General features: G+C 44.6%; 29 protein-coding genes. 13 read left to right on the forward strand and 16 right to left on the reverse strand.

Annotated features, from left to right (window positions below):
* Positions 1–124: 124 nt before the first annotated feature.
* The 4 genes from GO755_RS03585 to msrA all read right to left on the reverse strand — a co-directional run bounded on the left by GO755_RS03585 (position 125) and on the right by msrA (position 1,984).
* On the reverse strand, positions 125–286 hold the full coding sequence (locus tag GO755_RS03585) for a hypothetical protein (protein ID WP_157583179.1): 162 nt from the start codon (positions 284–286) through the stop codon (positions 125–127).
* Positions 283–804 (reverse strand): hypothetical protein, encoded by a 522-nt coding sequence (locus tag GO755_RS03590; RefSeq protein ID WP_157583180.1) that lies wholly within the window; start codon positions 802–804, stop codon positions 283–285. Before GO755_RS03590 ends, GO755_RS03585 begins: the two co-directional genes overlap by 4 nt.
* Positions 805–918: 114 nt before the next feature.
* Positions 919–1,449 (reverse strand): peptide-methionine (R)-S-oxide reductase MsrB, encoded by a 531-nt coding sequence (gene msrB / locus GO755_RS03595; RefSeq protein WP_157583181.1) that lies wholly within the window; start codon positions 1,447–1,449, stop codon positions 919–921.
* A 4-nt stretch (positions 1,450–1,453) separates the two neighbouring features.
* Entirely contained in the window at positions 1,454–1,984 is a 531-nt protein-coding gene (msrA, locus tag GO755_RS03600) for a peptide-methionine (S)-S-oxide reductase MsrA (RefSeq protein ID WP_227686855.1), read from the reverse strand.
* 233 nt (positions 1,985–2,217) lie between these two features.
* Here msrA and GO755_RS03605 point away from each other — a divergent pair, with 233 nt between their 5' ends.
* The 8 genes from GO755_RS03605 (at position 2,218) to GO755_RS03640 (ending at position 10,465) form a co-directional block, all read left to right on the forward strand.
* Positions 2,218–2,802: a DUF1543 domain-containing protein gene (locus tag GO755_RS03605; protein ID WP_157583183.1), complete on the forward strand. Its 585-nt coding sequence runs from the start codon at positions 2,218–2,220 to the stop codon at positions 2,800–2,802.
* 79 nt (positions 2,803–2,881) lie between these two features.
* Complete coding sequence (locus GO755_RS03610) at positions 2,882–3,796, forward strand: helix-turn-helix domain-containing protein (protein ID WP_157583184.1); 915 nt, start codon at positions 2,882–2,884, stop codon at positions 3,794–3,796.
* Between the two features lie 87 nt (positions 3,797–3,883).
* Complete coding sequence (locus GO755_RS03615) at positions 3,884–4,309, forward strand: nuclear transport factor 2 family protein (RefSeq protein ID WP_157583185.1); 426 nt, start codon at positions 3,884–3,886, stop codon at positions 4,307–4,309.
* Positions 4,310–4,499: 190 nt separating this feature from the next.
* Entirely contained in the window at positions 4,500–5,543 is a 1,044-nt protein-coding gene (locus GO755_RS03620) for an NAD(P)-dependent alcohol dehydrogenase (protein WP_157583186.1), read from the forward strand.
* Positions 5,544–5,758: 215 nt separating this feature from the next.
* A complete protein-coding gene (locus GO755_RS03625; protein ID WP_157583343.1) occupies positions 5,759–6,745 on the forward strand; it encodes an aldo/keto reductase in 987 nt (328 codons plus the stop codon).
* A 206-nt stretch (positions 6,746–6,951) separates the two neighbouring features.
* Complete coding sequence (locus tag GO755_RS03630; protein ID WP_198174740.1) at positions 6,952–8,082, forward strand: aldo/keto reductase; 1,131 nt, start codon at positions 6,952–6,954, stop codon at positions 8,080–8,082.
* Between the two features lie 99 nt (positions 8,083–8,181).
* Positions 8,182–8,760: an NAD(P)H-binding protein gene (locus GO755_RS03635; RefSeq protein WP_157583187.1), complete on the forward strand. Its 579-nt coding sequence runs from the start codon at positions 8,182–8,184 to the stop codon at positions 8,758–8,760.
* A gap of 349 nt (positions 8,761–9,109) precedes the next feature.
* Positions 9,110–10,465 carry a GAF domain-containing sensor histidine kinase gene (locus tag GO755_RS03640; RefSeq protein ID WP_198174741.1) on the forward strand — a complete coding sequence of 452 codons (1,356 nt, stop codon included), beginning with the start codon at positions 9,110–9,112 and terminating at the stop codon, positions 10,463–10,465.
* A gap of 16 nt (positions 10,466–10,481) precedes the next feature.
* Here GO755_RS03640 and GO755_RS03645 read toward each other — a convergent pair whose 3' ends face one another.
* On the reverse strand, positions 10,482–11,087 hold the full coding sequence (locus GO755_RS03645; protein WP_157583188.1) for an NAD(P)H-dependent oxidoreductase: 606 nt from the start codon (positions 11,085–11,087) through the stop codon (positions 10,482–10,484).
* Between the two features lie 194 nt (positions 11,088–11,281).
* On the opposite strand from GO755_RS03645, the gene GO755_RS03650 reads away from it, so the two are divergent.
* A complete protein-coding gene (locus tag GO755_RS03650; protein WP_157583189.1) occupies positions 11,282–12,280 on the forward strand; it encodes a glycoside hydrolase family 43 protein in 999 nt (332 codons plus the stop codon).
* Here GO755_RS03650 and GO755_RS03655 read toward each other — a convergent pair.
* The 6 genes from GO755_RS03655 to GO755_RS03675 form a co-directional block, all read right to left on the reverse strand.
* Positions 12,277–12,921 carry a TMEM175 family protein gene (locus GO755_RS03655; RefSeq protein WP_157583190.1) on the reverse strand — a complete coding sequence of 215 codons (645 nt, stop codon included), beginning with the start codon at positions 12,919–12,921 and terminating at the stop codon, positions 12,277–12,279. The genes GO755_RS03650 and GO755_RS03655 overlap by 4 nt on opposite strands.
* A gap of 118 nt (positions 12,922–13,039) precedes the next feature.
* Positions 13,040–14,284: a hypothetical protein gene (locus GO755_RS03660; protein ID WP_157583191.1), complete on the reverse strand. Its 1,245-nt coding sequence runs from the start codon at positions 14,282–14,284 to the stop codon at positions 13,040–13,042.
* A 34-nt stretch (positions 14,285–14,318) separates the two neighbouring features.
* Positions 14,319–14,447, reverse strand: a complete 129-nt coding sequence (locus GO755_RS41770; protein ID WP_262886977.1) for a hypothetical protein — start codon at positions 14,445–14,447, stop codon at positions 14,319–14,321.
* Between the two features lie 115 nt (positions 14,448–14,562).
* Positions 14,563–14,865 (reverse strand): winged helix-turn-helix domain-containing protein, encoded by a 303-nt coding sequence (locus GO755_RS03665; RefSeq protein WP_317165785.1) that lies wholly within the window; start codon positions 14,863–14,865, stop codon positions 14,563–14,565.
* Positions 14,862–15,488 carry a hypothetical protein gene (locus GO755_RS03670; protein WP_157583192.1) on the reverse strand — a complete coding sequence of 209 codons (627 nt, stop codon included), beginning with the start codon at positions 15,486–15,488 and terminating at the stop codon, positions 14,862–14,864. Before GO755_RS03670 ends, GO755_RS03665 begins: the two co-directional genes overlap by 4 nt.
* A gap of 79 nt (positions 15,489–15,567) precedes the next feature.
* Complete coding sequence (locus GO755_RS03675) at positions 15,568–16,293, reverse strand: phosphatase PAP2 family protein (RefSeq protein WP_157583193.1); 726 nt, start codon at positions 16,291–16,293, stop codon at positions 15,568–15,570.
* Between the two features lie 213 nt (positions 16,294–16,506).
* On the opposite strand from GO755_RS03675, the gene GO755_RS03680 reads away from it, so the two are divergent.
* The 4 genes from GO755_RS03680 (at position 16,507) to GO755_RS03695 (ending at position 21,728) form a co-directional block, all read left to right on the forward strand.
* On the forward strand, positions 16,507–17,199 hold the full coding sequence (locus GO755_RS03680) for a response regulator transcription factor (protein ID WP_157583194.1): 693 nt from the start codon (positions 16,507–16,509) through the stop codon (positions 17,197–17,199).
* A complete protein-coding gene (locus GO755_RS03685) occupies positions 17,183–18,448 on the forward strand; it encodes a sensor histidine kinase (RefSeq protein ID WP_157583195.1) in 1,266 nt (421 codons plus the stop codon). The genes GO755_RS03680 and GO755_RS03685 overlap by 17 nt, the downstream gene beginning before the upstream one ends.
* A gap of 246 nt (positions 18,449–18,694) precedes the next feature.
* Complete coding sequence (locus GO755_RS03690) at positions 18,695–19,048, forward strand: PadR family transcriptional regulator (RefSeq protein ID WP_157583196.1); 354 nt, start codon at positions 18,695–18,697, stop codon at positions 19,046–19,048.
* 7 nt (positions 19,049–19,055) lie between these two features.
* Positions 19,056–21,728, forward strand: a complete 2,673-nt coding sequence (locus tag GO755_RS03695; protein WP_157583197.1) for an ABC transporter permease — start codon at positions 19,056–19,058, stop codon at positions 21,726–21,728.
* A 20-nt stretch (positions 21,729–21,748) separates the two neighbouring features.
* On the opposite strand, the gene GO755_RS03700 is transcribed toward GO755_RS03695, so the two are convergent.
* The 5 genes from GO755_RS03700 to GO755_RS03720 form a co-directional block, all read right to left on the reverse strand.
* The gene (locus GO755_RS03700; RefSeq protein WP_157583198.1) at positions 21,749–22,315 is read right to left on the reverse strand and encodes a DUF4256 domain-containing protein; all 567 of its coding nucleotides are present in this window, start codon (positions 22,313–22,315) and stop codon (positions 21,749–21,751) included.
* Positions 22,316–22,430: 115 nt separating this feature from the next.
* Positions 22,431–23,009, reverse strand: a complete 579-nt coding sequence (locus GO755_RS03705; protein WP_157583199.1) for a YdeI/OmpD-associated family protein — start codon at positions 23,007–23,009, stop codon at positions 22,431–22,433.
* Positions 23,010–23,018: 9 nt separating this feature from the next.
* Positions 23,019–23,411, reverse strand: coding sequence for a DoxX family protein (locus GO755_RS03710; protein WP_157583200.1), 393 nt, complete (start codon positions 23,409–23,411; stop codon positions 23,019–23,021).
* A 6-nt stretch (positions 23,412–23,417) separates the two neighbouring features.
* Positions 23,418–23,882: an SRPBCC family protein gene (locus tag GO755_RS03715; protein WP_157583201.1), complete on the reverse strand. Its 465-nt coding sequence runs from the start codon at positions 23,880–23,882 to the stop codon at positions 23,418–23,420.
* Positions 23,882–24,202, reverse strand: a complete 321-nt coding sequence (locus GO755_RS03720; protein ID WP_157583202.1) for an ArsR/SmtB family transcription factor — start codon at positions 24,200–24,202, stop codon at positions 23,882–23,884. Before GO755_RS03720 ends, GO755_RS03715 begins: the two co-directional genes overlap by 1 nt.
* Between the last annotated feature and the right edge of the window lie 2 nt (positions 24,203–24,204).

Here is a 24,204-nt window from a genome sequence, read left to right on the forward strand (position 1 = left end):
ATCTACTTTGCGCTAAACTCTGCGCTCTCTGCGGTTAAAAAATGACCAAATAACCGTTCCGATTAGGTCAGTTAAAAAGCGCGTTGGGCTACTTTGAGGCAACAAGCGACCTCTTGCTAAAACACTAGGCTTTGATGGAGCGCGCTGAAACAGTAGGCGCTCCTTTAGGCTTCGCTTTGTAAGAACGGATGAACGCACTAATCTCTTGCCGTTCTTCAAGCGTTGGTTGACGATTGACAACTTCTACGTCTACCTCTTCAATCAACTTTGGGTTTTTCGGTTTCATAAGTAAAGTTTTATCAAATGGGTAGCCGCCTGTGTATCGACAAACATTCGAATTGAGCTCCCCAGACGTTGGGCCCCTAATAAGTCCTGGTAATGATTGATCAGTTTTGTTTTAGACTCAAAAACAATGAAACCTTCATATCCTCTCACAAACGACTCCTGACAAGCAATTGCAAATAAATTACCGGCTACGCCTTGATACAAACGCTCTTTTCCCCGATTGAAGGGAGCCGATTCAACAACGTTAATAAAGATGTGATCACCTAAATCAGACCAGCTGATCAAGCCTTGTATGACGTCTGGGTTTTCTTGAGTAGTTAACTTATAAACAACCCGATTAGCCACTTTAATTTCTCTTTTCCAGTCAAACGACCAGAACTTTTTATTTAAACGAGGCAGGTCTTTCGTTCTAATTTCGAGAAAGACTGTTTGAAACTGTTCTTGACTAATTCGATTGGTAATCAATTCTTTATTAATAGGCAGGGCAAAACGTATTGACAAGATACGAATAAAAGTCAAGTTTGAATCGAGTAATAAATCAACCTCTTGCCTGTAGGACGTGACCCCACGGGCAAATCGATAGTCCAACCTCCACTTAGATCGCAAGCGATCAAATCGACCTTTCAATTGAGGTTAAGGCATGTGTACTGTCGCTCCGTCTGGCTCAAATTCCAATGAAATGGAGTTCATGCAAAACCGCTTATGCGTTGGAGCCGGACCGTCATCAAATACGTGGCCCAGGTGGGAATCACACCGGCCACAGGTTACCTCCGTCCGGCGCATTCCGTGCGAATTATCGGGTTTGTAGAGGACATGATTTTGGCCGATGGGTTCAAAAAAACTGGGCCAGCCGCATGTACTGGCGAATTTAGCATCCGACTTAAACAGAACGTTTCCACACACAGCACAGTAATAGGTACCTCTGGTTTCACTGTCCCAGTATTTGCCCGTAAACGCCCGTTCTGTGGCTTGCTGACGCGCCACTGCGTATAAATCAGGGGACAGGATCTTTCTCCACTCCTCATTCGGTACGTTCAGGTGATGCGTATCGGTGTGTGAATAATAGGGATTGTTTTTGTGATTTTCATCTGATTTCAGATGCTGTGAATACGAGTTATCGAGAGACATGAGCAGAATTGCTAGAAAGATGACGACTAATTTCATGAACTTATGGCTTAAGCTTGTCTTTAAAGACCTGCTTGAATTTGGCTAGTTCTGGTTGTATAACCAGTTTACAGTAGCGCTGGTTGGGGTTTTGGTTGTAAAAGTTTTGATGGTAATCTTCAGCTTTATAAAAAACAGTAAAGGGATTCAGTTGGGTTACGACCTTAGTCTTGTAGACCTTTTCTGAATTTAGCTTGCCGATATAATAAGCCGCTTTCTGCTTTTGAGCCGCTGAATGATAAAAGATAGCTGATCGGTATTGCGTCCCCACATCATTACCCTGTCGGTTAAGTTGCGTGGGATCATGTGCTTTGAAAAAAGCGGCCAGCAAATCATCATACGTTATTTCTGAAGGATCGTACACAATGTTGCAGGCTTCGGCATGGCCGGTGGTACCGGTGCTCACTTGTTTGTAGGTGGGCTTGACAACATGCCCACCGGCATATCCTGACACCACTTTTTTGACGCCTTTTAGCTGTTGAAATTTAGCTTCTGTACACCAAAAACAGCCAGTGGCAAAGGTAGCGGTATCCATCCGTTGGATGGTCGAATTGCCGGAATTGCTAAAACGGGGAGCAGGATAAAAGGCCAGAGCAGAGTAACCCACAGTGAGCCATACGATCAAATAACCAATTCGTCTTTTCATCAATAAATGATAGATTTTGCGTAGGCGAATCAATACGTTAACACACTAGAAAAAGCAGCTTCCTACACAATCTAGTAACGATAAAAATGCGTCTTTTGTGCCAATAATAAACCGGATCACTTATGCCAGGCGTTACCTTATTTATGGTTTTATTGGGCTGTAAACCCCAAGGCAGACACGTCGAACAGCATGATGTGTTCTTCGGGATTGGTTCTTCCCTGAACGATCTTGTTCCCGACATGAAAGCGTTTTGGCCGGAAGCTGCGGGTAAGCTTCACATTGATGCCTGGCGCAAAGTGACAGCCGTAGAAGGCTATCAAGTGAGAATCACACCAAGGACGATTGCACCTACAGACGAAACGTCCCAACAGCAGACCAGCAAACTGTTTTTTATTAATCTGGGAGGTTATCAACCGAACAAATTCGAAGAACAACACTACGTATTACTGACAGTTAAATCGGACCGGGCGGCCGCCTTCAAAGAAGCTAAACAGACGCTCTTTTTTAAGCACAATCATTTCGAAAAGGCCGTCTCCCATATCGATGATAAATACGGTATTGATGTCGATGATCTTTATCAGATCGAGGAAATTCTGTCGCTGTCGCAAAAGGATACGTATCAGATCGAGCTACTACCTGCATCCGATTTACCGGAAGATCCTATTTCTCTAGGTTATCTAAAGTTGAGCAGCTTAACGAAAGCGTAAGCCGCCAGACATCTTTCCAAAGGTAGATTAGTAACAAATATCTTTGGACTGCGTTGTTTGAAATACATAAGTTTTTAGAATGGATAAGGTTGAAACTATAGAAGAGTTTTATCAGCGAAAATTCGATGGAGCAGCCTTCCGCTGGATGCCTGATACGCTTCGCCAGGATGTTGGACATTTCAATGTATTTCGGCTTAACTCCGATCTGGAAAGCAAGGCAAAGCCTGCCTCTAGCAGAAGGCGAGACTATTATAAAGTCAACCTGGTCATTGGGAACTGCAAACTACACTATGCCGATAAGGTGATTGAGATACACAAACAGGCATTGGTATTTTCGCATCCTACGATTCCTTATAAATGGGAACAGACGGGAGCTATGCCAAGTGGCTATTTTTTTGTGTTCAATCAGGAGTTCTTCCATCAGTATGGAAATTTTAATCAATATTCCGTCTTCCAGCCTAATGGAAATCATGTAGTTGAACTCTCGGATGAGCAACTGAAAAGGGCAGTTGGTATCTATGAGCGCATGCTCGAAGAGCTTGATTCTGAATACATTTACAAGTATGACGCCCTGCGAAATCTTGTGTTCGAACTACTTCATTTTTCCATGAAGATGCTGCCATCTGCCAATCTGGATAGACAGGCTATCAACGCTTCTCGGCGAATTTCTACTTTGTTTTCCGAGCTGTTAGAACGGCAATTTCCCATCGACGATCCTCGACAAACCGTGCAATTACGTTCAGCTTCCGATTTTGCCAGTCGGTTGATGATTCATGTCAATCACTTAAATCGGGCGGTTAAAGAAACTACTCAGAAAACCTCCTCGCAGCTCATTGCAGAACGAATTCTTCATGAGGCCAAAATTCTCCTGAAGCACAGTGCCTGGACGGTGTCTGAGATTGCCTACGCCTTAGGTTTCACCGAAGTGACCTACTTCAACAGTTTCTTTAAAAAATATACGCAGCTTAGCCCGGTAAAATTTAGAAATGTTTGAATACCATAGGGTATTGTTTGATTAGTGTTTAGCTGGCATGATGTGTCAGAGCGAACTTTGTGTTGTCATTTAAATCAATAAAACACAATGAAAACGCTCCTTACACTAGTCTCCATGTTGTTTGTCTCCCAGTCTTTCGGTCAATCGAAGACAGAATCTGAAATCGTTGCTCTCTCTAAAAAAAGAGCGAAGTGGTTAGTGGAAGGCAAACTGGATTCGCTAAAGACACTCTATGATGCAAACTCGATCACGGTGCATAACAATGGCCTGATCAAAACAACCGCCGAACACTTCGAGGATATCAAAAATGGCCGACCAATTTACAAGAGTATCGATATAAAAGAGAGTACCGTAAAAGACTTTGGCGACACGGCGATTTTAGTTGGTAAAGGCATGTTCAATATTGCCATGAATGGGCAGGATATGAACTACAATATGGTCTATACCGAAGTATACCTGAAACGTAATAATCAGTGGAAGTTGATCTCTCGTCAGGCTGTTCAGCAGAACTAGTTTTTAAGCGCAAAAGCAACGAGATCAATCTTCGTTTGCTACATGTTCAGATTTAGTCCCTCTGACAAACGTGATTATTTGATTTTCATATAAATCTGATTGATTTCTATATAAAAATCACCGTATTGTTTGCCCACTTTTGTAACGGAAAAAAGATGCCTCAGAGTTCTTCACTAACGAAAACCAAAACATGATTGCAACGAAAGGATATGCTGCTCAAACTAAAGACACTGAGCTGGCACTCTGGAATTTTGACCGGCGGGAAGTGGGACCGCACGATGTTCAATTTGATATTACCTATTGTGGCGTTTGCCATTCAGACCTTCACCAGATCAGGGGTGAATGGGGTGGCGAAATCTTTCCAATGGTTCCCGGACACGAAATTGTTGGTCGGGTCGTAGCAGTCGGTAACCATGTAACCAAGTTTAAAGTCGGTGATTTGGCAGGTACCGGCTGCATGGTCGACTCGTGCCGCGTCTGTGCGAATTGCCAGGATGGATTGGAGCAATATTGTACGAATGGTAATACGCTTACGTATAATAGCCTGGAGCAGGATCAGAAAACGCCTACCTATGGCGGTTATTCCAACACCATTGTAGTACATGAAGATTTCGTACTTCATATCTCCGAGAAACTGGATTTAGCAGCCGCAGCCCCATTACTTTGCGCCGGAATCACAACCTACTCGCCACTGAAGCACTGGAAGGTAGGCAAAGGACACAAACTGGCCGTTTTGGGCCTGGGTGGTCTTGGACACATGGGCGTAAAATTTGGAGTGGCACTGGGGGCAGAGGTGACCGTTCTGAGTACATCACCCAATAAAGAAGCGGACGCCCGGAAATTGGGCGCTCATAAGTTTATCGTTACGAGTGACCCCACTCAGTTGAAATCGGCAACTGGTTATTTCGATTTCATTCTGGATACCGTTTCTGCCGAGCATAGCTACAACCAATATCTAAGGCTTTTGAAAACCAATGGCGTACACATCTGTGTAGGAGCTCCACCGACGCCCGCAGCACTGATGGCCTTTAGTCTCATAATCGGCCGTAAAAGTCTGGCTGGCTCAAGTATTGGTGGTATTGCCGAAACGCAGGAGATGCTGGATTTCTGTGCTGAGCACAACATTGTATCTGATATTGAATTGATTAACATCAACGACATTCATCAGGCTTACGAGCGCATGCTCAAAGGCGATGTGCGCTACCGATTTGTCATCGATATGGCAACGCTGTAGTAAAATGAAGTTATTTTTAATCGCTCCGGCAGCCCGGAGCGATTAAAAACTACCTGGGTAAAGTGCTGAGGATAGTTGAAGCCCAGTTCAGTCAAGTCTAGCGTTATTTCTAGCTGTTTGATTTTCGTAATTTCCTGTTTGGATTTCGTTGTTTAATCCTTTGTCATTCTGGTAGGTTTGTACCACAATTAACACCTATCGTTATGAATACAACAATGCAGAAACGCAAACTAGGAAATAGTGGTCTTGAGGTATCGGCCATTGGCCTTGGCTGTATGGGCATGAGTTTTGGATACGGCCCGGCCAAGGATACAAAAGAGATGATTTCGCTAATCCATGCCGCTGTTGATCAGGGGGTAACCTTCTTCGATACAGCAGAGGTATATGGCCCTTATACCAACGAAGAACTGGTTGGTGAGGCTCTGGAACCGTTTAAAGGTAAGGTCGTAATTGCGACTAAATTCGGCTTCAATTTTCAGGATGGTAAACAGACTGGGTTAAATAGCCGCCCGGAAAATATCCGCCGGGTAGCCGAAGAATCGATGAAACGATTACGCATCGATGTAATTGATCTGTTCTATCAACACCGCGTTGATCCCAATGTACCGATTGAAGACGTAGCAGGAACGGTAAAAGATCTAATTCAGGAAGGTAAAGTGAAGCACTTTGGACTGTCGGAAGCCGGTGCTCAAACCATTCGCCGGGCACACGCCGTACAGCCCGTTACTGCTCTGCAAAGCGAATACTCACTCTGGACGCGACAGCACGAAAAAGAGATCATTCCAACAATCGAGGAATTGGGTATCGGTCTGGTGGCCTACAGTCCGCTTGGAAAAGGATTCCTGACCGGTAAAATTGATGAAAGTACCAAATTTGCCGAAGGTGATATTCGGAACATTCTGCCACGATATACCGAAGAAGCCCGTGTGGCCAATAAAACCCTACTGGATTTGCTGGATCAGTTTGCCGAGCGGCACAATGCCACGAACGCTCAAATTGCCTTAGCCTGGGTATTGGCCCAAAAGCCCTGGATTGTTCCCATCCCAGGTACGACAAAACTACACCGCCTGACAGAAAACAACGGAGCCGCTGCGATTCAGCTTATGGCCGACGAACTTCAGGAGATAAAGGCCGCGACTGCCCAAATTGATATAGTAGGCACTCGATACACCGAACAAATGGAGAAATCAACAGGACTGTAATCAGTTCATTGACTGCATTTACTCGCTATCGGCCATCACTAAACTTACCAGATCCTTTTCCCGTCAGGGCTTCCTTCTGTATGCTGGTTTAACCGGGACAGCCTTTTTACCAGAGCTGTCCTCCTTTCTGCTATGGGATGAACCGGAAGGCGAAAGCGTGCATTTTTCTTGAGTAAGGCAATCATTTTTAGATACATAGGTCAATTATGAAAAATCAAGATCGCAGAAACTTTTTAAAAACTGGGTCCCTGGTAAGCGCTTCGGCTCTGGCTTCTTCCTTGATGAGCCTTACGCCATCAGCAGTACAGGCATCATCGGGAAACGAGGCCCGTAACAAGGCCGCAAAGAATAAGACCCGCACGTTGGGTTCAGGCAAGCATAGCATTGAAGTGGCGTATGGGCTTGGCCTCGGTTGCATGGGCATGAGCTGGAATCGAAGCTTTGTGCCGGAGAAAAAAGACATGATTGCCGTTATCCGAAAAGCGTATGACATGGGTGTCAGCTTGTTTGATACGGCTGAAGCGTATGGCCCATTCAGAAACGAAGAATTAGTAGGAGAGGCCATCGCCCCTTTTCGAAACAAGATAACCCTGTGCAGCAAGTTTGGCTTCGACATTCAGAATGGGAAGATGACTGGTGGCTTTAACAGCAAACCCCAACACATCAAAGAAGTGGTTGAACAGTCACTAAAAAGACTGAAGACCGATCGTATTGATCTGCTGTATCAACACCGCGTTGACCCGGCTGTTCCTATGGAAGATGTTGCCGGAACAGTGAAAGATTTAATTGCCCAGGGAAAAGTAAAACACTTTGGTTTAAGCGAAGCAGGCCCGACAAATATCCGCAAGGCGCACGCTATACAACCGCTGACGGCTATCCAAACCGAATACTCGTTAATGACGAGAGATCCGGAGACCGATATATTTCCCGTTTGTGAAGAATTGGGCATTGGCTTTGTGCCCTACAGCCCGCTTTGTCGAGCTTATCTGACGGGCTATATCAATGAGCGGACAATGTATGTGCCTGACAATGATAACCGTCCTACGCTACCCCGTTATGCTCCGGATGCAGTAAAGGCCAATTGGGCCTTCATTGATGTACTGAGTGAGTTTGGTAACCAACGAGGTCTGACGGCAGCACAAGTGGCATTAGCCTGGCTTATGGCGCAAAAGCCTTGGGTTGTCCCGATTCCAGGAACAACAAAACTGGCTCATTTGCAGGAAAATCTATGGTCTTCCGATTTTGAATTCACCCCCGACGAGTTAAAAAACTTTACGGCGGCCATTTCAAAAATTAACATTGTTGGAGCCCGCTATCCAACCCCACAAACAAAATGAACAGTACCATTTAGGGTAAGTTGGAACCTTGCTGCTAACGTCATTTTACGGGTTACGCTGGCAATCGCCTTGTTTTCGATTTGCGCCAATAAACTGAATATGAAAAACGTAATCATTCTGGGTGCCAGTGGCAGTATCGCCAAACAGGTCACGAATCTGCTCGTGAAAAAGGAAGATATCAATCTGACGCTGTTTCTACGCGATGCCCGCCGGTTAGGTAATAAAGATGTTTCCAGACGTCGCGTTATTGAAGGTAATGTATTGAATTATAGTCAACTAAAAGAGGCTATTGCCGGTCAGGATATCGTGTATGTGAATTTGGCTGGTGACCTGGAAGTGATGATTAAAAACGTCGTTCAGGCTATGTCGGAAGAAGGCGTCAAAAAAATAATTTTCATCAGTTCGATTGGTATTTACGATACGCCTTTACGATCCGTTTTAATTCCTTATCGAAAAGGAGCCGATGTAATTGAAGCATCCGGACTGGATTACACGATTTTACGCCCAACCTGGTTTACTACTGTTGACGAAGTGGATTATGAAACCACCCGGAAAGGCGAGCCAGAGAAGGGATCAGTCATTTCTCAAAAAAGCCTGGCAACCTTGATTGTCGATATTATCGAGCGCCCTGAACAATATATACGTGCAAATCTGGGCGTAAACAAGCCTAATTCCTAGAGTAGATCGAATCGCTTTTATCTATACAAATCACTTATACAGACGATTTCTTTCTCTCTTCTCTATCTTTTATAACCTTAGCGTACGTGATGGCTACTCTAACCCTCTCAGAGATTAGAGTAGCCATCACGTACGCTAATTTATTGACGGAAGGGGCTGTGCCAGTCTCGGCATCAATAAGAATAGCGTTATTGCAAAATAATAATGAACTATGTTCAGCGGTTCTGCGTACATACCCACCAGAAAAGATATGTTGTGCAATAGCTACAGTCGATTTAGTAAACATACTTTTTCCCAACAAGTTATACCTCTACTTATAGTGCCGGAATGCCATTGACTTTACTGAATTATGTTGACTCCTCCCTCTTCTCCCGAGGAAATAAATAGATTGGATGCCTTAAGAAGTTATGCTATCCTGGACTCCTTACCTGAGGCCGATTATGATAATATGACTCACCTCGCTTCTCAAATCTGTCAGACTCCCATCTCATTAATTAGTCTGGTTGATGATAAACGGCAATGGTTTAAATCAAATCATGGGCTGGATGTTCGGGAAACACCCCGCGAATTTTCCTTTTGTGCCCATGCCATCATCAATCCACAGGAGACCCTGATTGTCCCGGATTCGCGGCTAGATGAACGCTTTGCTGAAAACCCTTTGGTCACAGGTGAGCCGCATGTCATTTTTTATGCTGGTGCCCCTTTAGTCGATGCCGATGGTTTTCCACTCGGTTCACTATGTGTCATTGACGATAAGCCAAAACAATTGAGCCAATTGCAGTTGACGGCTTTGCAAACCTTAGCTAAACAAGTGGTGAATCTGCTGACCTTACGAAAATCGAATAGCGCTTTGCAGCTTAGCGAACAGCGCTATCGAACCCTGGTGGATGAACTCGAGCAACAAGTACAGTCCCGTACTCAGGCGCTCACAGTAGCCAATGACCAGTTGAGCCAGGCCAATGAGTTGTTAAGTCGGTCCAATGGCAATCTGCAGGCATTTGCCTCAATAGCCTCGCACGATTTGCAGGAGCCATTGCGTAAAATTCAGTCGTTTAGTCATATCCTGCAAAGCCAGTATGCCGACCAGCTCGGCGAAGGGCGTACCTATCTGGAGCGGATGGAGTCGGCTGCCAGCCGCATGTCGGTCTTGATCCGGGACTTGTTGAGCTATTCCCGGATTTCGGCCATTCAGGACAGGCGTTCCTGGGTCTCTTTGTCAGCGATACTGCAAACGGTAGTCACGGACTTGGAACTGGTGATTGCTGAATCGAGGGCAATTGTTCAGGTCGAGCCGTTACCCGACGTGCTGGGTGATTCGATTCAATTGGGCCAGCTCTTTCAGAATTTACTCAGTAACGCCCTGAAATTTAGTCGGAATGATCGAACCGGCCGATCAATCGTTCCCTTTATTCGAATCAGTGTCCATACGCTACTGGTCAAGGACTTACCATCTTCGGTAAAGCCTACATTTTCGGCTCCGACTTATTATCGAATCGATGTAACCGATAACGGTATTGGCTTTGAGCAGAAGCATGCCGACCGGATCTTTCAGGTTTTTCAGCGTTTACATGGCAAGAACGAGTTTGCAGGCACGGGTATTGGTCTGGCTATTTGTGATAAGGTTGTTGCTCATCACGGCGGGGCGATTACAGCCAGTAGCCGACCCGGTCAGGGAGCAACTTTTAGTGTGTATCTGCCTAACTAACGGCACTTCGTTAGACTTACATTAGATGATCTTTTAGTTCGTTTACAAGTTCACGAATCTGTTTTGAGTGATCTTCTCTGACTTGATCTAAGGCCAAAGTACCCCCTAGTATAACCATCTTCTTATAGTCAAATCGTTTGCCCAACCGATCGTCCAGCATAACTGTTCGCATGCTTTGGGCTATGCCAGTTTGTGTTAAATGCGCTGTCGGATGCCCTGCCGTACAGACAACAAGGCCCAGTTTCAGGGTTTTCATACGCCGTAGCGGTTGCCCATTCTCATCGTAGCCATAGGCATAGCCCACCGAATAAACCCGGTCAAACCACCCTTTAAGTTTGGCTGGACAATCGCTCCACCACACAGGATAAAGAAAAAGTAGACAGTCTGCTTTCTCTATTTTTCGATGCTCTTCCAGCACATCCTCCGAAATGGGCAGACTTAGATTTGAAAACCCCTCACGTTCATATTCCTCCTCAGTCATGTCCGGCAGAAAATTCATGTCGTATAAATCAGAAAGCTCGACATGATGCTTTTCGGCTAGCAGTGCGTCTGTCAACTGCTTTAATACTTGATATGTGTATGATTTCTTACTGGGATGTGCGTACACGATGAATACATTCATAATCGAATGGCAGAAATGGTCGCGATAGATTCAGATGGCAATAAGTCGTACATAATGGGGATTGACAACGTCCGAGAATAAGTAACTCATGGGTGTACATTCTCTTCTGATGATAACTAACCTCCAAACGAAACGCCGACAGGCAGTAAGTAATTGGAAATGAAGTTTTAGCAAAAATAGTATAGCATCATACAATGATTAATAAAGCATTATTACTAGCCGCATTGCTTGCAGGTAGCCTGACCTCGGTTTTTTCTCAAAACCGAGTACCAGTACTAAGACAAGATATTCCCCTGGATTCTATTCGCCTGAGCGACCCGTTTATTTTGGCGGATAAAAAGACATCAGCCTACTATATGACGGGTACCGGGGGCATGTTGTGGAAAAGCAACGACCTGAAAAAATGGACTGGTCCGGTCTCCATAGCTAAGACTGATCCTGCATCCTGGATGGGAAAGAACCCAATGATTTGGGCTGCCGAACTCCACCCATACAAAGGCAAATACTACTATTTTGCCACCTTCACCAACAGGGCAGTGAAGATTGATACGGTTGGCGAGAATGTTATCGAACGCCGTGCCAGTCATGTTTTAGTCAGCGATAATCCCGAGGGACCTTATGTTCCCATGAAGGATTCGCTCTATCTGCCCGCAGACAAGCCCACCTTAGACGGCACATTTTGGGTGGATAAAGATGGAAAGCCCTATATGGTTTATTGTTACGAATGGCTGCAAAACCTGAATGGAACCATTGAAAAAGTAGAACTGAAGCCTGATTTGAGCGGCTCGATTGGCGAAGGGAAACTGCTCTTTCGGGCCAGCGAAAGTCCATGGAGTCGGGAGAAAGTGAACGATAAGGTTGGGCCTAATAAAGTGACCGATGGGCCGTATTTATTCCGTACAGGAACCGGCAGACTTGGCATGATCTGGACTAGTTGGGTGTATGATGTTTATACACAAGGGGTTGCCTATTCGAAAAGTGGTACACTGGATGGTCCCTGGATACAGGAAAGCGATCCTATAACGCCCCCAAACTATGGTCATGGTATGCTGTTCCGAACACTGGATGGCAAATGGTTAATGTCCCTGCACAGTCATAGGAGTAGTAATGGTCGTAATGTTCGGGTTCCTCATTTATTCGAAGTGGACTTTTCGGGTGACAAGTTAGTCGTCGGTAAGCCTTATACACCTTAACGAGGTAGTTCACTTCCATGCTGCTTTCTTCTGATAGAAGCAATATAAAAATAGACAAACAGCATAAGAGGGATTTTGAAAAACAACAATACAAAAGCGGTAACAGGGGCAAAGAAGGAAACCACTATCGAAACCAGTCCATTCAGCATATCCAGATTGAACATGATCCGGTATCGCTTTTGATGTTCTGAGTCAATAGTCTGGTTATCGACAAAGCTATCCAACACCGAATAATCCCATAAAAAATTTTGACAAACGGAAATCAGAAAAATATTAAGCGCATAAAGAAAGACGGCTGCCTTATCATTAAAATGATCACTCAATACACTTGTTGAAAAGGGGAGAATAACGATGAAAAACAACCATAGCATATTACACCATTTCAACCGCTCATCCATCTTTTTTATGTAAATAAATAACTGATGATGCGTATTCCAGAAACCGGAAATGTTGATGAATGAAAGTATAAAGGCAAGATATTGATGCCAGGGTTTTATCAAATCGGCAAAGTTGATTTTTTGCCCTTCTGGAATGTCAATCTTTAATTCCAAAGCAAGCAATGTTATGGCAATAGCGACGATGGCATCGCTAAAAAACAGTACTCGTTCATAAGGCAACTCTTCCTTTTCGATTTCTATCATAGAACAAATTTATAGGTTGAGTCTATTTGCCCTTCCTTATTTCGCTCGAAAACGTGCCTATTTTTAGTGTGATACATGAATCATTTCCCGTGAATCCTTTACGAAAACATTCTTATCCTTATTTAAATCCAAATAATAACGGAAATAGAAAGGTGACAATCAGAGCCCATAAGCAATAAATAGGCAGATAGGAAGCAATCACTTTTCTAACTTTGGTTAAATTAGCCTTCCTGGAGAGAACCCCGAAAAGTTGCACAGTTACTAAGAGCAGATTTATTAAAATTAAGGCATTGCTACCCAGCACCGCGGTTCTGTTGGGGGTAATTCCCCATTCTGAAATCCGAAACAAAATGGCAGACAGCGCAATGCCATTAACAACTACGGTCACAACAGATAACAGAAAAAGTACCCAAATTTCCGCTTGGCTTTTAGTCGCTTTAGCTGTTTCGGCAATAGAAAAGAAGATAATAGCCATAACACCAATCAATAAGCCATTGAAAAGCAATAAAAATTCCCGGTCGTTATAAGGGTCTTTTCCTGAATAAACGATGGCTACGAGATAAATCACCAGCATTACCAATACCAGCGGACTGAATATTTTAGCAATTACTGGAGAAACTTTACCAACTAAATGAGGATTAGTTTGGGTGAGGTAGGTGCCGATAATTGGCGCGGCTGGAAGGCCAAATACAATAATATTTTGAGAATAAAACTTTTCAATCTTTAAACCGATCAAATCGAATAAATTAATAGTTACACCCGTCATAATTCCGCCTGCTATCAGGATGAGTGTTGTCATAACCACGAGGTCACCGTTATACTTTAAATAATTAAGTCGCTTCTCCTCGTTATTACCCTTCTCGCCAACAAATGCAAAACCTAATATCGACCATAGAAATAAAATTAAATGAACACACGATAAAATTAATGTGTCGCTTTGCTTAACATCGGGCAGGGAGTTGATAAAAATTAACCCTACGAGAATTGCACCACTAATGAAAATATTTTTTCCGATTGATAATTTATTCTTCCAGGCGAAGTAAGCCGATAGCACCGGAAAAATGATAAAACCAATATTTCTGGGATAGAAAAAGTCGACGTTTATAGACAAAAATGAGGGCAGTTTTGCAATACTACCTGCCAGTACAGAAGCAATTATCACAAACAGTAATTCTCTGTTTGTACCCCAGTTAATCTCATCATTTTCATAAGCCAGTCGCTCATGCCAGAAATCCGCGAGTATATTGCCTTTGAGTTCCGGATATAGTGTACTGAATTCTCGCTTGAAAGGCACCTTGTTTGTTCGGTACATTTTTTCGAGTTGTCCGGGATCGTTTAGGTGGGTGAGTATTTCCTCTTTCATGAGTTTATATAGTTAAATTTTTGAGTTAAAACGGTCAATTCTGATCATTCAGGGCGTTTAATGCCACAACGTACCGGCCAATCATTCCTGCGCTCACTAACATTCGTTTACCTAATGAAAATGAATGAATCGATTGCGTAGTTAATTCATCTCTCTGTGTCATGTTAAATTAGTTTTAAAAGTTAAAAGTGATCTTAAAGAATCTTGTAAAGTACTTTGAGATTCAAAGTTGATATGTAAAAAAAATAGTAACTGTCTTTATCCTAGGAGGTAATAAGCTATTCAGAAATTCCTTTAATCAGTTTTTCCAATGCTTTTAGATGCTCATCGAACGCTTTTTTGCCCTCTTTAGTCATAAAATATTTGGTGTTGGATTTTCTATCGACAAATGTTTTTTCGACACCAATAAACTCTTCTTTTTCTAACGCCTTTATATGGCTTGCCAGGTTACCATCCGTCACATCAAGGTATTCTTTCAGTGCATTAAAGTCAAGCATATGATTAACCGCCAGCACCGACATGATGCCGAGCTTGATCCTACTTTCAAATGCTTTATTTAATCCCTCAATTGATATTTTCACCTTTCGTATCGGTAATGCATATAAATGCCATAAATAATATGAACTACCCCAAAACCTAGAGCCCAGCATATTAATCCATATTCAACAAAGTAGGCACTAATCAAACCTAGCCCTATTTCAATAAGACCAAAACTTTTTACTTCTTCGTAAGTGAAGTTGCTGGCATTATACAAGGCTAAGCCATAAAATAATAATGTAAATGGGGCAACAAGACCTATTAATCCTTTGGCGATCAAAATGAGTACTAAAAGTCCACCTACAATTAGTGGAACTGCCATATTAATTAGAAGCCGTTTAGCAATAGCATTCCAAAGTTTTTCGCCCCTTTTCGCAGCCTTTTTGTAGGAAAGAAAAATAGCAGTGCCTATCGCCAGTATTAATAGTACTATAGCTAAAAAAATAACCTTCGGCAAACTAGACGATAAACTGCCTGTTTTTGCGGTGCTGTAAACAACATTGTCAGGATTGAAATCTAAAAAGGTGTAGGCAATATAAGCTCCTGTCAATGCGTAAATGCCTGCCATGATACCTGCCCAACCAGAAAGCGACAGAAATTTCGAAGAACGCTCCATCATTGAGCGTATCTCAGTAATATGCCGCATATAATCCTGCTCTTCTTTCATTTCAAAGTGCTTTGAAATTCAAAGTTATGCAAGGATTACGAATATCCAAGAGCTACCGGAATTTTTTATAACTGATTTTTTAGGGTAAAGCCGGTTTATGCCGACTGAATTTTCGCTTCAGCCACGGATAGACATGATAGGCCACTTCCGTAGAAAGTAGTCCGATACCTGCTCCAACCAGCACATCCGATACCCAATGCTTGTCATTGATCATCCGTAAGGCTCCTGTTGTGGTAGCCATTGCATAGCCACCAATAGGAATCCAGGCGCTAACGCCACTAAACTCCCGATCCAGCAAAGCTGCCCCGGTAAAAGCATTGGCTGTATGACCCGATGGAAACGATAAGTAATTAGAGCCGTCGGGACGAAGTTCGTTGGTAGTATGTTTCAGTCCCAGAACTACACCTGTACTGATACCATAGGCTAACAAGCCGATAAAAGCCCGATCAAGCGGTTGGGAGCGCCCTTTCAGGCCCGCCAGACTTAAACCAGCCCAGGCTGCTGCAGGGCCATATTGTAGATAGTCGTCTACTTTGGTGCGAATATGAATTTTATCCTGAATCTCACTTCTGATATAAAATCGGTCGAAATGACTATTCGGATAATCTGGCGACAAGGCTAACCCAATGGATATGAGCGCTGTTGGTGCAACCCAGCGGAACGTAATGGGCTGGGCTGGAATACTGTCCCATTGCGCCCGGAAAGGCATGCCGTTTAGTGGTTGCCCAATAGCTGTGCCTAGTGTTAACCAGCTGATTAACAGCCAAAAGTAAAGTAAGGATGCCCTGTGTTGGGGTCGACTCATAGGGAATAATGCAAGGTTCTATTTACTCAGTACGTACTGGCGGCCCAAAGGGTGGGTTGGTAAGGCTGATACGGGCAGCGTAAAATAAAGAGAGAAACCTAAAGAGAATCTGTAGTTGGGCAGAACGCCAACTTTGGTCAGATCGAGTGACCAACTTCAAAATGTATTCAGTTTTGACTCAGTACTTTGGGGAAATATGTCAGGTGAAGCACCATGAAAATTCTGCTGATTGAAGATGAACCGTCCTTATTAGTGGCTATGCGACACTATTTAGAAGGTGAAAAATACACTGTGTCAACGGCCAACAGCTACCACAAAGCCTCGGAGAAAGTGCATGATTATGACTACGACTGTATTGTGGTCGATATAACGCTACCCGATGGTAATGGGTTATCGGTGGTGAAGGAGTTGAAGGAAGCACACTCGCAGGCAGGAATTATCATTGTATCGGCCAAAAACTCATTGGATGATAAGCTGACAGGTTTAGAATTAGGCGCCGATGATTACCTGACCAAGCCCTTTCACCTGCCCGAATTGAACGCCCGCATCCGGTCGTTGATGCGTCGACGCCAGCATGAGGGTGAAATGCAGCTCACATTTGGTGCTATTACGATTGTGCCGGCTCGCAAACAGGTACTGGTTAACCATGAGCCTGTGGAAATGACCGTCAAAGAATATGAACTGCTCTTGTTTCTGACGACCAACAAAGGTCGACTCTTATCTAAATCCGTCATTGTCGAACACGTCTGGGGTGATTATATGGATGGCATCGACTCGCACGATTTCCTGTATACTCATATGCGGAATCTGCGCAGGAAACTTCTCGACGCCGGTAGTCCGGATTACATAACTACGCGCTACGGAGCTGGGTATATCTTCTCAGAAACTAATGAAACTACTGCATAAAACGGCACTGTATCTGCTGATCGCAGCATTTCCCATTGCACTAGCGGGCGTTTTTCTGCTGAATTACTACATTCATCGGGAGGTGTTGCATGAAATTGACGAGCTACTCCTTAGTGAACTGATACTGGTAAAAGATCAACTTCGACAGCATCCGCCCGCGTCTACCGACCTCCATAGCTGGGACCATAACCTCCAGCTCGCGCTGGTAACGACACCTGTATCTGATAGGCTAGCTTTCAGGGATTCGACAACGCTGGATTTTCGCGAACACGAACAGGTTGCCGTTCGGATGCTACGAACCGGCTATACGGTAGGCAATCGACACTTTGTGATAACGCTTCAGCAATCGTATCTGGAATTTGACGAAATCGCCAGTGCATTATCTATTGGGGTTATTGTTTGTTTTCTGGTGGTTGTGGCCTTGCTCTTGCTGGCAGATGTAATCGTATCCCGACAAATCTGGCAGCCCTTTTACGCGATCATCCGACAGCTTCAACAGTATAGGGTCGACGGACCAGAAGAAACCGTCTTTCCAGTCAGCAACGTAGACGAATTTCGATTATTGAGCCAGTCACTCGATGAAATGAGTCACCGAACTCGCCATCAATACGCTCAGCAAAAGCAGTTTACCGATAATGCCTCGCACGAAATGCAAACGCCATTGAGTGTGTTGTCTTTTGAGCTAGACCTCCTGCAGCAGTCAGATCATCTGGACGAAGCTGATCTGGAGCGAATTCAGCGGTCGCAGCAATCGATTAAGCGCCTATCGGCCATGAACCAGTCCCTTTTGCTGCTGGCTAAAATTGATAACCATCAGTTCACCCATAGTGAATCGGTGGACATTGGGCAGGTGGTTAATCAGGTACTTGATAATTACATGGACTATATAACTCACAACGGCATCACCTTCAATCGAATGATTAAAGAAGGCGTTTGCCGACCCATGAACCGACAGTTAGCCGAAGTCCTCTTTGCGAATTTGATCAAAAATGCCGTTCGCCACGGGAGCCCGAACAGTTCGATTTTTGTGCAGGTAGGATTAACTAGTTTTATTATCACCAATGAAGGCGACCCCTTGCCTTTCCCTCAGGAACAGCTCTTTCAACGATTTGTCCGGAATCAGGCGCTACCTCAGTCGACCGGTCTGGGCTTAGCGCTGGTGAAAGAAATTGCCAGTCAGTATGGAATGCGAGTGGAGTATGACTACACAGGGGCCATGCGTCGGCACATGTTTCAAGTGGATTTCTAATGAAGCCGCATGGCTTTGGTTGCCCTGATGGACTGTGTAGTTATGACCTCCCTAACAGGGAATTAACTCCAGTAATGAACGATCTATATGTTTATTAATTACTGTCCAATCATGGACAATAATTCGTCCGTTTCTGGACAGCGTTACCTTCCTATTTATGGCTATAAATGCGCTGAAAGCTATTTTTTATGTCTGGCACAGGATTTGATTTAAGATATTGTATCTAATCGATTCGCTTGCTTATTCATGAAAAAGACCGTACTGGGAGAGTTGGAAGAATTGGTGCTACTGGTTGTTGCTGCTAGCACTGAGGATGTCTATGGAGTACCGGTTATGGAGCAGCTCCAACGGCAAACTGGGCGAAGTTTCACCGTCAGTGCGGTGCATACAACTCTCTACAGACTCGAAGAAAAAGGCTTTCTGTCGTCGTCGGTGGGTGGGGCAACTGCTGAACGAGGAGGAAGGCGTAAACGCCTATTTGCCCTAACAGAGGCTGGCGGTCAGGCTTTGTTAGATAGTCAACAGATGCGCACCCGGATTTGGCAGGCCATTCCCCAGGGTAAGCTTCAGCTACTGGGCTTGTCCGATACTCTCCTCTAAACCTACCATGGAAAAGCAACCTAAATCGCTACCACCTCGCTGGGCTGACCGACTATTAGAATGGTTTGTCGCCCCTCATCTGCTGGAGTATGTGCAGGGTGACTTACATGAAGACTTTCATAAGCAGGTTGGTCAGGTGGGACTGGCCCGTGCCCGATGTGCCTATGTCTGGGCCGTGCTGCATTGCTTAACGCCCTTCTTTATCAAACGACAAACGTTCCAGTCCAGCCATTACAGCGAGTATCCTAATCCCCTGTTTACTGACATGCTCTCGAACTACCTGACCATCGCTTTTCGGAACCTGTGGCGACACAAGGCGTTTACAGCTATCAACATTATTGGCTTAGCCGTGGGGCTGGCAACCTGCCTGCTCATTGTCCTTTTCGTGCTACACGAACTGAGCTACGATCGCTACTACGCCAACGCTGACCGAATGTATCGAATGACCCTATATAATCGGATGGGCGAAAAAGAATACAATTTTGCCTATACAAGCGAACCGGCCGGGCAAGCTCTATTGCATGATTGCCCTGGTGTGGAGGCTGTTACCCGTCTGCGCGATGACGGGGCGATGCTGGTTAAAAACGGTCAGGAAACCTTTAAAGAAGAAAATGTGGCCTTTGTTGATTCTAACTTCTTCTCGTTTTTTTCGATTCCCTTGCTAAAAGGCTACAAGGCAAGTGTACTCATTGAGCCTAAGACGCTGGTTCTCACACAAACAACTGCCCGGAAGTATTTTGGCTCGGCAGATCCCATCGGGAAAACGCTCTCGATGGGTAATCTGGGCGTTTTTCGGGTGACCGGCGTCTGTGCCGATGTTCCTTCTAACACGCACTTTCATTACGACATGTTTGGCTCGTTCCGGTCGGTTAACCAGGGCACCAAATGGCTAGCCAGCGGGGCTTACGTCTACCTATTGCTTCGGGATGGCTACTCAATTCAGCAGGTAGAAGCCCAAAGCAAAGGGTTTATTAGTAAGTACATGACCTCGGAAATCAAGGAGTTTCTGGGAATTACCCTGCCTGAATTCCTGCAAAAAGGCAATCGAATCGGTTTTGGCTTCCAGCCAGTTACCGCTATTCATTTACATTCCGATTTGGATGATGAGATGGAGGCCAACGGCGATATCAAATACGTATATATTTTTTCGGTGATTGCACTGTTTATCCTGCTGCTTGCCTGTATCAATTTCATGAACCTATCTACTGCCGGATCAGCAGGGCGCGCCAAAGAGGTAGGCGTTCGAAAAGTAATGGGCTCCGTTAAAACGCAGTTGGTCAGCCAGTTTCTGACAGAATCTATTCTTTTAACCTTTCTGGCACTAGGTTTGGCGCTGGGGCTCGTCTTCCTGCTATTGCCTGGCTTTAATGCATTGTCCGGGAAACAGTTTACCCCCGGTGAAATTGCTAACTGGCGGATGCTCTCCGGTACGTTAGGGGCCTGCCTGGTGATCGGCCTGCTGGCTGGTAGCTACCCGGCTTTTGTGTTGTCTTCGTTCAAACCCATTACGGTTCTTAATGGCAAGGGTCAAGCCAGCTTACGGAGCGGTTGGTTACGGAATACCTTAGTGACAGGCCAGTTTGTTGTGTCGATCGGTATCATTATCGCTACGATCGTTGCTAACCAGCAGTTACGGTTCATGCAAAACAAGAAGGTTGGTTTCGACAAAGAGCAGGTACTGGTTTTACACGATACGCAAGTGCTGGGCGCTAAATTAAATGCCTTTAAAGTCGAACTGGCTAAGTTGTCATCCGTCAATCGGGTAGTTCTGGCCGGTTTTTTACCCGCCGGAGCATCTAAACAGAGTCAGGATGGTATTCTGTTTCGGAATGGATCGCGAACAGGCATGCAACTGACAAAAAGCTATTTCGTCGACGAAGATTACCTGCCTACATTAGGAATGAGTCTGGCACTGGGGCGCAACTTTTCGAAGGCTTTTCCCTCTGATAGTTCGGCTGTACTGATTAACGAAGCTGCCGTTCGGGCGTATGGCTTTAAGACGCCTATTGGCCAACAGCTTTCCATAACCGGCGACGGTTCTGAAGGGAGCAAACGCACATACACGGTCGTTGGTGTGGTGAAGGACTTCCATTTCGAATCCATGCACCAGCGCATTGCTCCGTTAGTCATGTTCTATGGGGGAGACAATTCGCAACTGGCCTTACGCATCCAGACCGACGATGTGCCCAGGCTCCTAACCACCATCGAAAAGCGATGGAAGGCTGAGACGGGTAACCCGTTTGTGTACTCATTTTTAAACGAACGATTCAATACCCTGTACCAGTCTGAACAGCGGATTGGTCAACTATTTGGTGTTTTCGCTGGTTTGGCCGTGTTGATTTCATGTCTGGGCCTATTCGGACTGGCGGCTTTAACGACCCATCAGCGCACCAAGGAAATTGGCGTTCGAAAAGTGCTGGGGGCATCCGTTACGAGCATTGTCACGCTGTTACTAGCCAATTATCTCAGGCTAATTCTAATCGCCCTGGTGATTGCTTCGCCTATTGCCAGATACACCATGAGCCAGTGGTTGGGCGACTTTGCCTACAAAATTAACGTGGAGTGGTGGGTCTTTGCCGTGGCTGGTGGTCTGGCTATAGGCGTGGCTATATTAACTGTCAGCTACCAGGCTATTAAAGCCGCCCTGATGAATCCTGTCAAAAGCTTACGAACGGAATGAGCTGTGGAATATAGCAACATTTAGATTCGTAGTGAGCCACGGAACCCCCTGTTGCCATAGTAAGAATCGGCACCGTTATGATACACAAAGACAGTGTTATAGCGACGGTCACAAAACAGGGCACCGCCAAGTTGTCTGATATCAGCCGGAGTTATTATCCAGCTCGATGTTTTCGTATCGAAATTTCCAAGTTGCTGTAACGCTCGATATTCTTCTTCCGTTAAAAGTTCAACGCCTATGGCAGCGGCCATATCAATAACGTTATTCTCTGGTTTGTGCTCTTTTCTGGATTCCAGCGCTTTACGGTCGTAACAGGCACTTCGGCGACCTTTGGGACTTTCCGCTGAACAATCATAAAAGATGTATTCGTCCGTCTTTTGATCATGACCAACAACATCCGGTTCACCGCCAGTTCTTTCCATTTCATGGAGCGACCATAGTTTATCTGTAGCAGACGCCAGCTTTGCTTGTACGTTAGTCCATTCGAGGTCATGATGGCGGTTTTTGTTTTTCTCAAAACGGGCTTTTAATACGCTGATCAGTTCTTCACGTTGTTCTGATGACAGTTCTTTTTTATCGCTATTCATGTGGTTCAGATTTTATAGATTAATTGAAATGCTTTTTTCGGTTCTGCGGGGTGTCGAAAAGAGGGACTAACGCTGTGTAATACACGCAAATCGCTTTATGTTCTCATCGAATGCGCTAATCAGTTAATCCCTTTCCATCGAGAATATCCTGCATACTTTTTTCAATCCTGGATACTCGGGTTTTAGCTTGTTTGGGTGCCGAAAAATGAAGCAGGTATCCTCTTTGCCAGCCCGGTGTCAATGCCTCAAAAGCGGTTTTCAAAGCAGGGGTTTCGTCTAATTTCTGTTGAAATTCCTCCGGGATGGCGAACTCAGCCGTCTTTTTTAACTCTACTGTCAAACCGGCCTCTTCTACCTCAACGGCTTCATAGATGTAGGCTTGTAGGATGGATTTCAGCTCAATTATTTCCTGAATAGTAGTGAATCGAATCTGACGCGCGGCCTGCACATTCTCCGTTTGCTGGACTAGAATACCGTTGGGATCTTTTAACAGGGCACCTTTGAAAAACAAAAGCGCACAGTACTCTTTGAATACATGGAGTAGAACTATGTTATGTTTCTCAAACGTATAACAGGGACAGCCCCATTTCAATTCTTCGGTCAACTGACAGTCAAGAACGATCGTTCTCAATTGTCCTAATTCTTCCTGCCACTTTTTAGCTTTAGTAAAATAAAAATCAACCCTCGGATTCATGCGCTTTATTTATTGATTGACTAAACTAATTTTCCGATCGGCAGGTCTGAAATACCATGATACTACGGTCAGAACTAGCAATAGTAACGAGGGAGCTGTTTCGTTTATAGGATCACCCAGTGCGATATGCGAAAACATTGCTCCCGACATGGTAAAGAAAAAGCCGGCATAAGCCCATTCTTTTACTAAAGGAAATTTTGGGATCAGTAAGGCCACAACACCCAGAATTTTACAAACACCCAATAGGGTTAGAAAATACACAGGATAGCCCAAATGGGTAATACTATCTACTCCTCCCGACCCTGTTTTCTCTTTGACTAACTGCACTGCCCCAGTTGATAGCATCCCTAAGGCAAGCCAGATTGTGGCAATCCAATAAATGATTTTATCTCTCTTTGTCATAGCATGTTAGTTTAATTTACCTACAATGTTTTGCAATCGATTATGCGCCATGTTGATGCCCTGAGCAAAGGGTAGTTGCATCACCTGGTCTCGTTGCGCAACCGATTCATAGATTACGTGCATGGTGAGTTTGCTGGTGTCATCAGTAAGTTGTTCAAATTCCAGGAGCTCAAGCTGGACGCCAAAAGGAGTATTCTCCATTTCAAATGTCCGGGTGATTTTTTGGTTTGGGCTAAACGCATGGATTATCCCATTGAACCCGTATTTATTTCCTTTTGGATCGGTCGTTTCAAATTGATAACTACCATGCTTTTTACTGTCAAGTTTCAGCACTTTCGTTCCCATCCATTGCTCAACAATGTCGGGCTCCACATACGCTTTGAACAGTAATTCCAATGGCAAATCGAATTCCCTTGTAATCACTAATTCCTGTTTGCCATCCTCGGCATTGATTTTTGTTTTTCGTTCCATTAGCTGCTTTTGTATTGTTTCATTATTGTTTCCAGTTTAGTAAATCGATCATCCCACATTTGGCGGAATGGCTCAATGAAGTCGGCTACTTCTTTCATTTTTTTTGCATTGATGTGATAGTAAATTTCTCTGCCGTTTTGCGCCTGTTCGAGCAATTCGCACTCGGTAAGAATTTGCAGGTGTTTTGAAACGGTCGGTCTGGCTGTGTCAAAATTTGCGGCTATGGCTCCGGCAGTCATGGCTTGCGAAGCAACCAATAGAAGAATAGCCCTTCGTGTAGGATCTGCTATGGCCTGGAATACGTCTCGTCTTAAATTCATTG

The sequence above is a fragment of the Spirosoma arboris genome, assembly GCF_009754945.1.
Classification (GTDB): Bacteria; Bacteroidota; Bacteroidia; order Cytophagales; family Spirosomataceae; genus Spirosoma; species Spirosoma arboris.

Bases quoted from the DNA above. Each gene is read 5' to 3' on its own strand.
- GO755_RS03680 (WP_157583194.1), top strand. From the start codon at position 16,507: ATGAAAATTCTGCTGATTGAAGATGAACCGTCCTTATTAGTGGCTATG.
- GO755_RS03585 (WP_157583179.1), bottom strand. From the start codon at position 286: ATGAAACCGAAAAACCCAAAGTTGATTGAAGAGGTAGACGTAGAAGTT.
- GO755_RS41770 (WP_262886977.1), bottom strand. From the start codon at position 14,447: ATGACACAGAGAGATGAATTAACTACGCAATCGATTCATTCATTTTCA.
- GO755_RS03645 (WP_157583188.1), bottom strand. From the start codon at position 11,087: ATGAATGTATTCATCGTGTACGCACATCCCAGTAAGAAATCATACACA.
- GO755_RS03655 (WP_157583190.1), bottom strand. From the start codon at position 12,921: ATGATAGAAATCGAAAAGGAAGAGTTGCCTTATGAACGAGTACTGTTT.
- GO755_RS03620 (WP_157583186.1), top strand. From the start codon at position 4,500: ATGATTGCAACGAAAGGATATGCTGCTCAAACTAAAGACACTGAGCTG.
- GO755_RS03625 (WP_157583343.1), top strand. From the start codon at position 5,759: ATGCAGAAACGCAAACTAGGAAATAGTGGTCTTGAGGTATCGGCCATT.
- GO755_RS03615 (WP_157583185.1), top strand. From the start codon at position 3,884: ATGAAAACGCTCCTTACACTAGTCTCCATGTTGTTTGTCTCCCAGTCT.
- GO755_RS03685 (WP_157583195.1), top strand. From the start codon at position 17,183: ATGAAACTACTGCATAAAACGGCACTGTATCTGCTGATCGCAGCATTT.
- GO755_RS03670 (WP_157583192.1), bottom strand. From the start codon at position 15,488: ATGAAAGAAGAGCAGGATTATATGCGGCATATTACTGAGATACGCTCA.
- GO755_RS03695 (WP_157583197.1), top strand. From the start codon at position 19,056: ATGGAAAAGCAACCTAAATCGCTACCACCTCGCTGGGCTGACCGACTA.
- GO755_RS03715 (WP_157583201.1), bottom strand. From the start codon at position 23,882: ATGGAACGAAAAACAAAAATCAATGCCGAGGATGGCAAACAGGAATTA.
- GO755_RS03700 (WP_157583198.1), bottom strand. From the start codon at position 22,315: ATGAATAGCGATAAAAAAGAACTGTCATCAGAACAACGTGAAGAACTG.
- GO755_RS03720 (WP_157583202.1), bottom strand. From the start codon at position 24,202: ATGAATTTAAGACGAGACGTATTCCAGGCCATAGCAGATCCTACACGA.
- GO755_RS03605 (WP_157583183.1), top strand. From the start codon at position 2,218: ATGCCAGGCGTTACCTTATTTATGGTTTTATTGGGCTGTAAACCCCAA.
- msrA (WP_227686855.1), bottom strand. From the start codon at position 1,984: ATGGATACCGCTACCTTTGCCACTGGCTGTTTTTGGTGTACAGAAGCT.
- GO755_RS03705 (WP_157583199.1), bottom strand. From the start codon at position 23,009: ATGAATCCGAGGGTTGATTTTTATTTTACTAAAGCTAAAAAGTGGCAG.
- GO755_RS03640 (WP_198174741.1), top strand. From the start codon at position 9,110: ATGTTGACTCCTCCCTCTTCTCCCGAGGAAATAAATAGATTGGATGCC.
- GO755_RS03630 (WP_198174740.1), top strand. From the start codon at position 6,952: ATGAAAAATCAAGATCGCAGAAACTTTTTAAAAACTGGGTCCCTGGTA.
- GO755_RS03660 (WP_157583191.1), bottom strand. From the start codon at position 14,284: ATGAAAGAGGAAATACTCACCCACCTAAACGATCCCGGACAACTCGAA.
- GO755_RS03710 (WP_157583200.1), bottom strand. From the start codon at position 23,411: ATGACAAAGAGAGATAAAATCATTTATTGGATTGCCACAATCTGGCTT.
- GO755_RS03690 (WP_157583196.1), top strand. From the start codon at position 18,695: ATGAAAAAGACCGTACTGGGAGAGTTGGAAGAATTGGTGCTACTGGTT.
- GO755_RS03635 (WP_157583187.1), top strand. From the start codon at position 8,182: ATGAAAAACGTAATCATTCTGGGTGCCAGTGGCAGTATCGCCAAACAG.
- GO755_RS03675 (WP_157583193.1), bottom strand. From the start codon at position 16,293: ATGAGTCGACCCCAACACAGGGCATCCTTACTTTACTTTTGGCTGTTA.
- GO755_RS03610 (WP_157583184.1), top strand. From the start codon at position 2,882: ATGGATAAGGTTGAAACTATAGAAGAGTTTTATCAGCGAAAATTCGAT.
- msrB (WP_157583181.1), bottom strand. From the start codon at position 1,449: ATGAAATTAGTCGTCATCTTTCTAGCAATTCTGCTCATGTCTCTCGAT.
- GO755_RS03650 (WP_157583189.1), top strand. From the start codon at position 11,282: ATGATTAATAAAGCATTATTACTAGCCGCATTGCTTGCAGGTAGCCTG.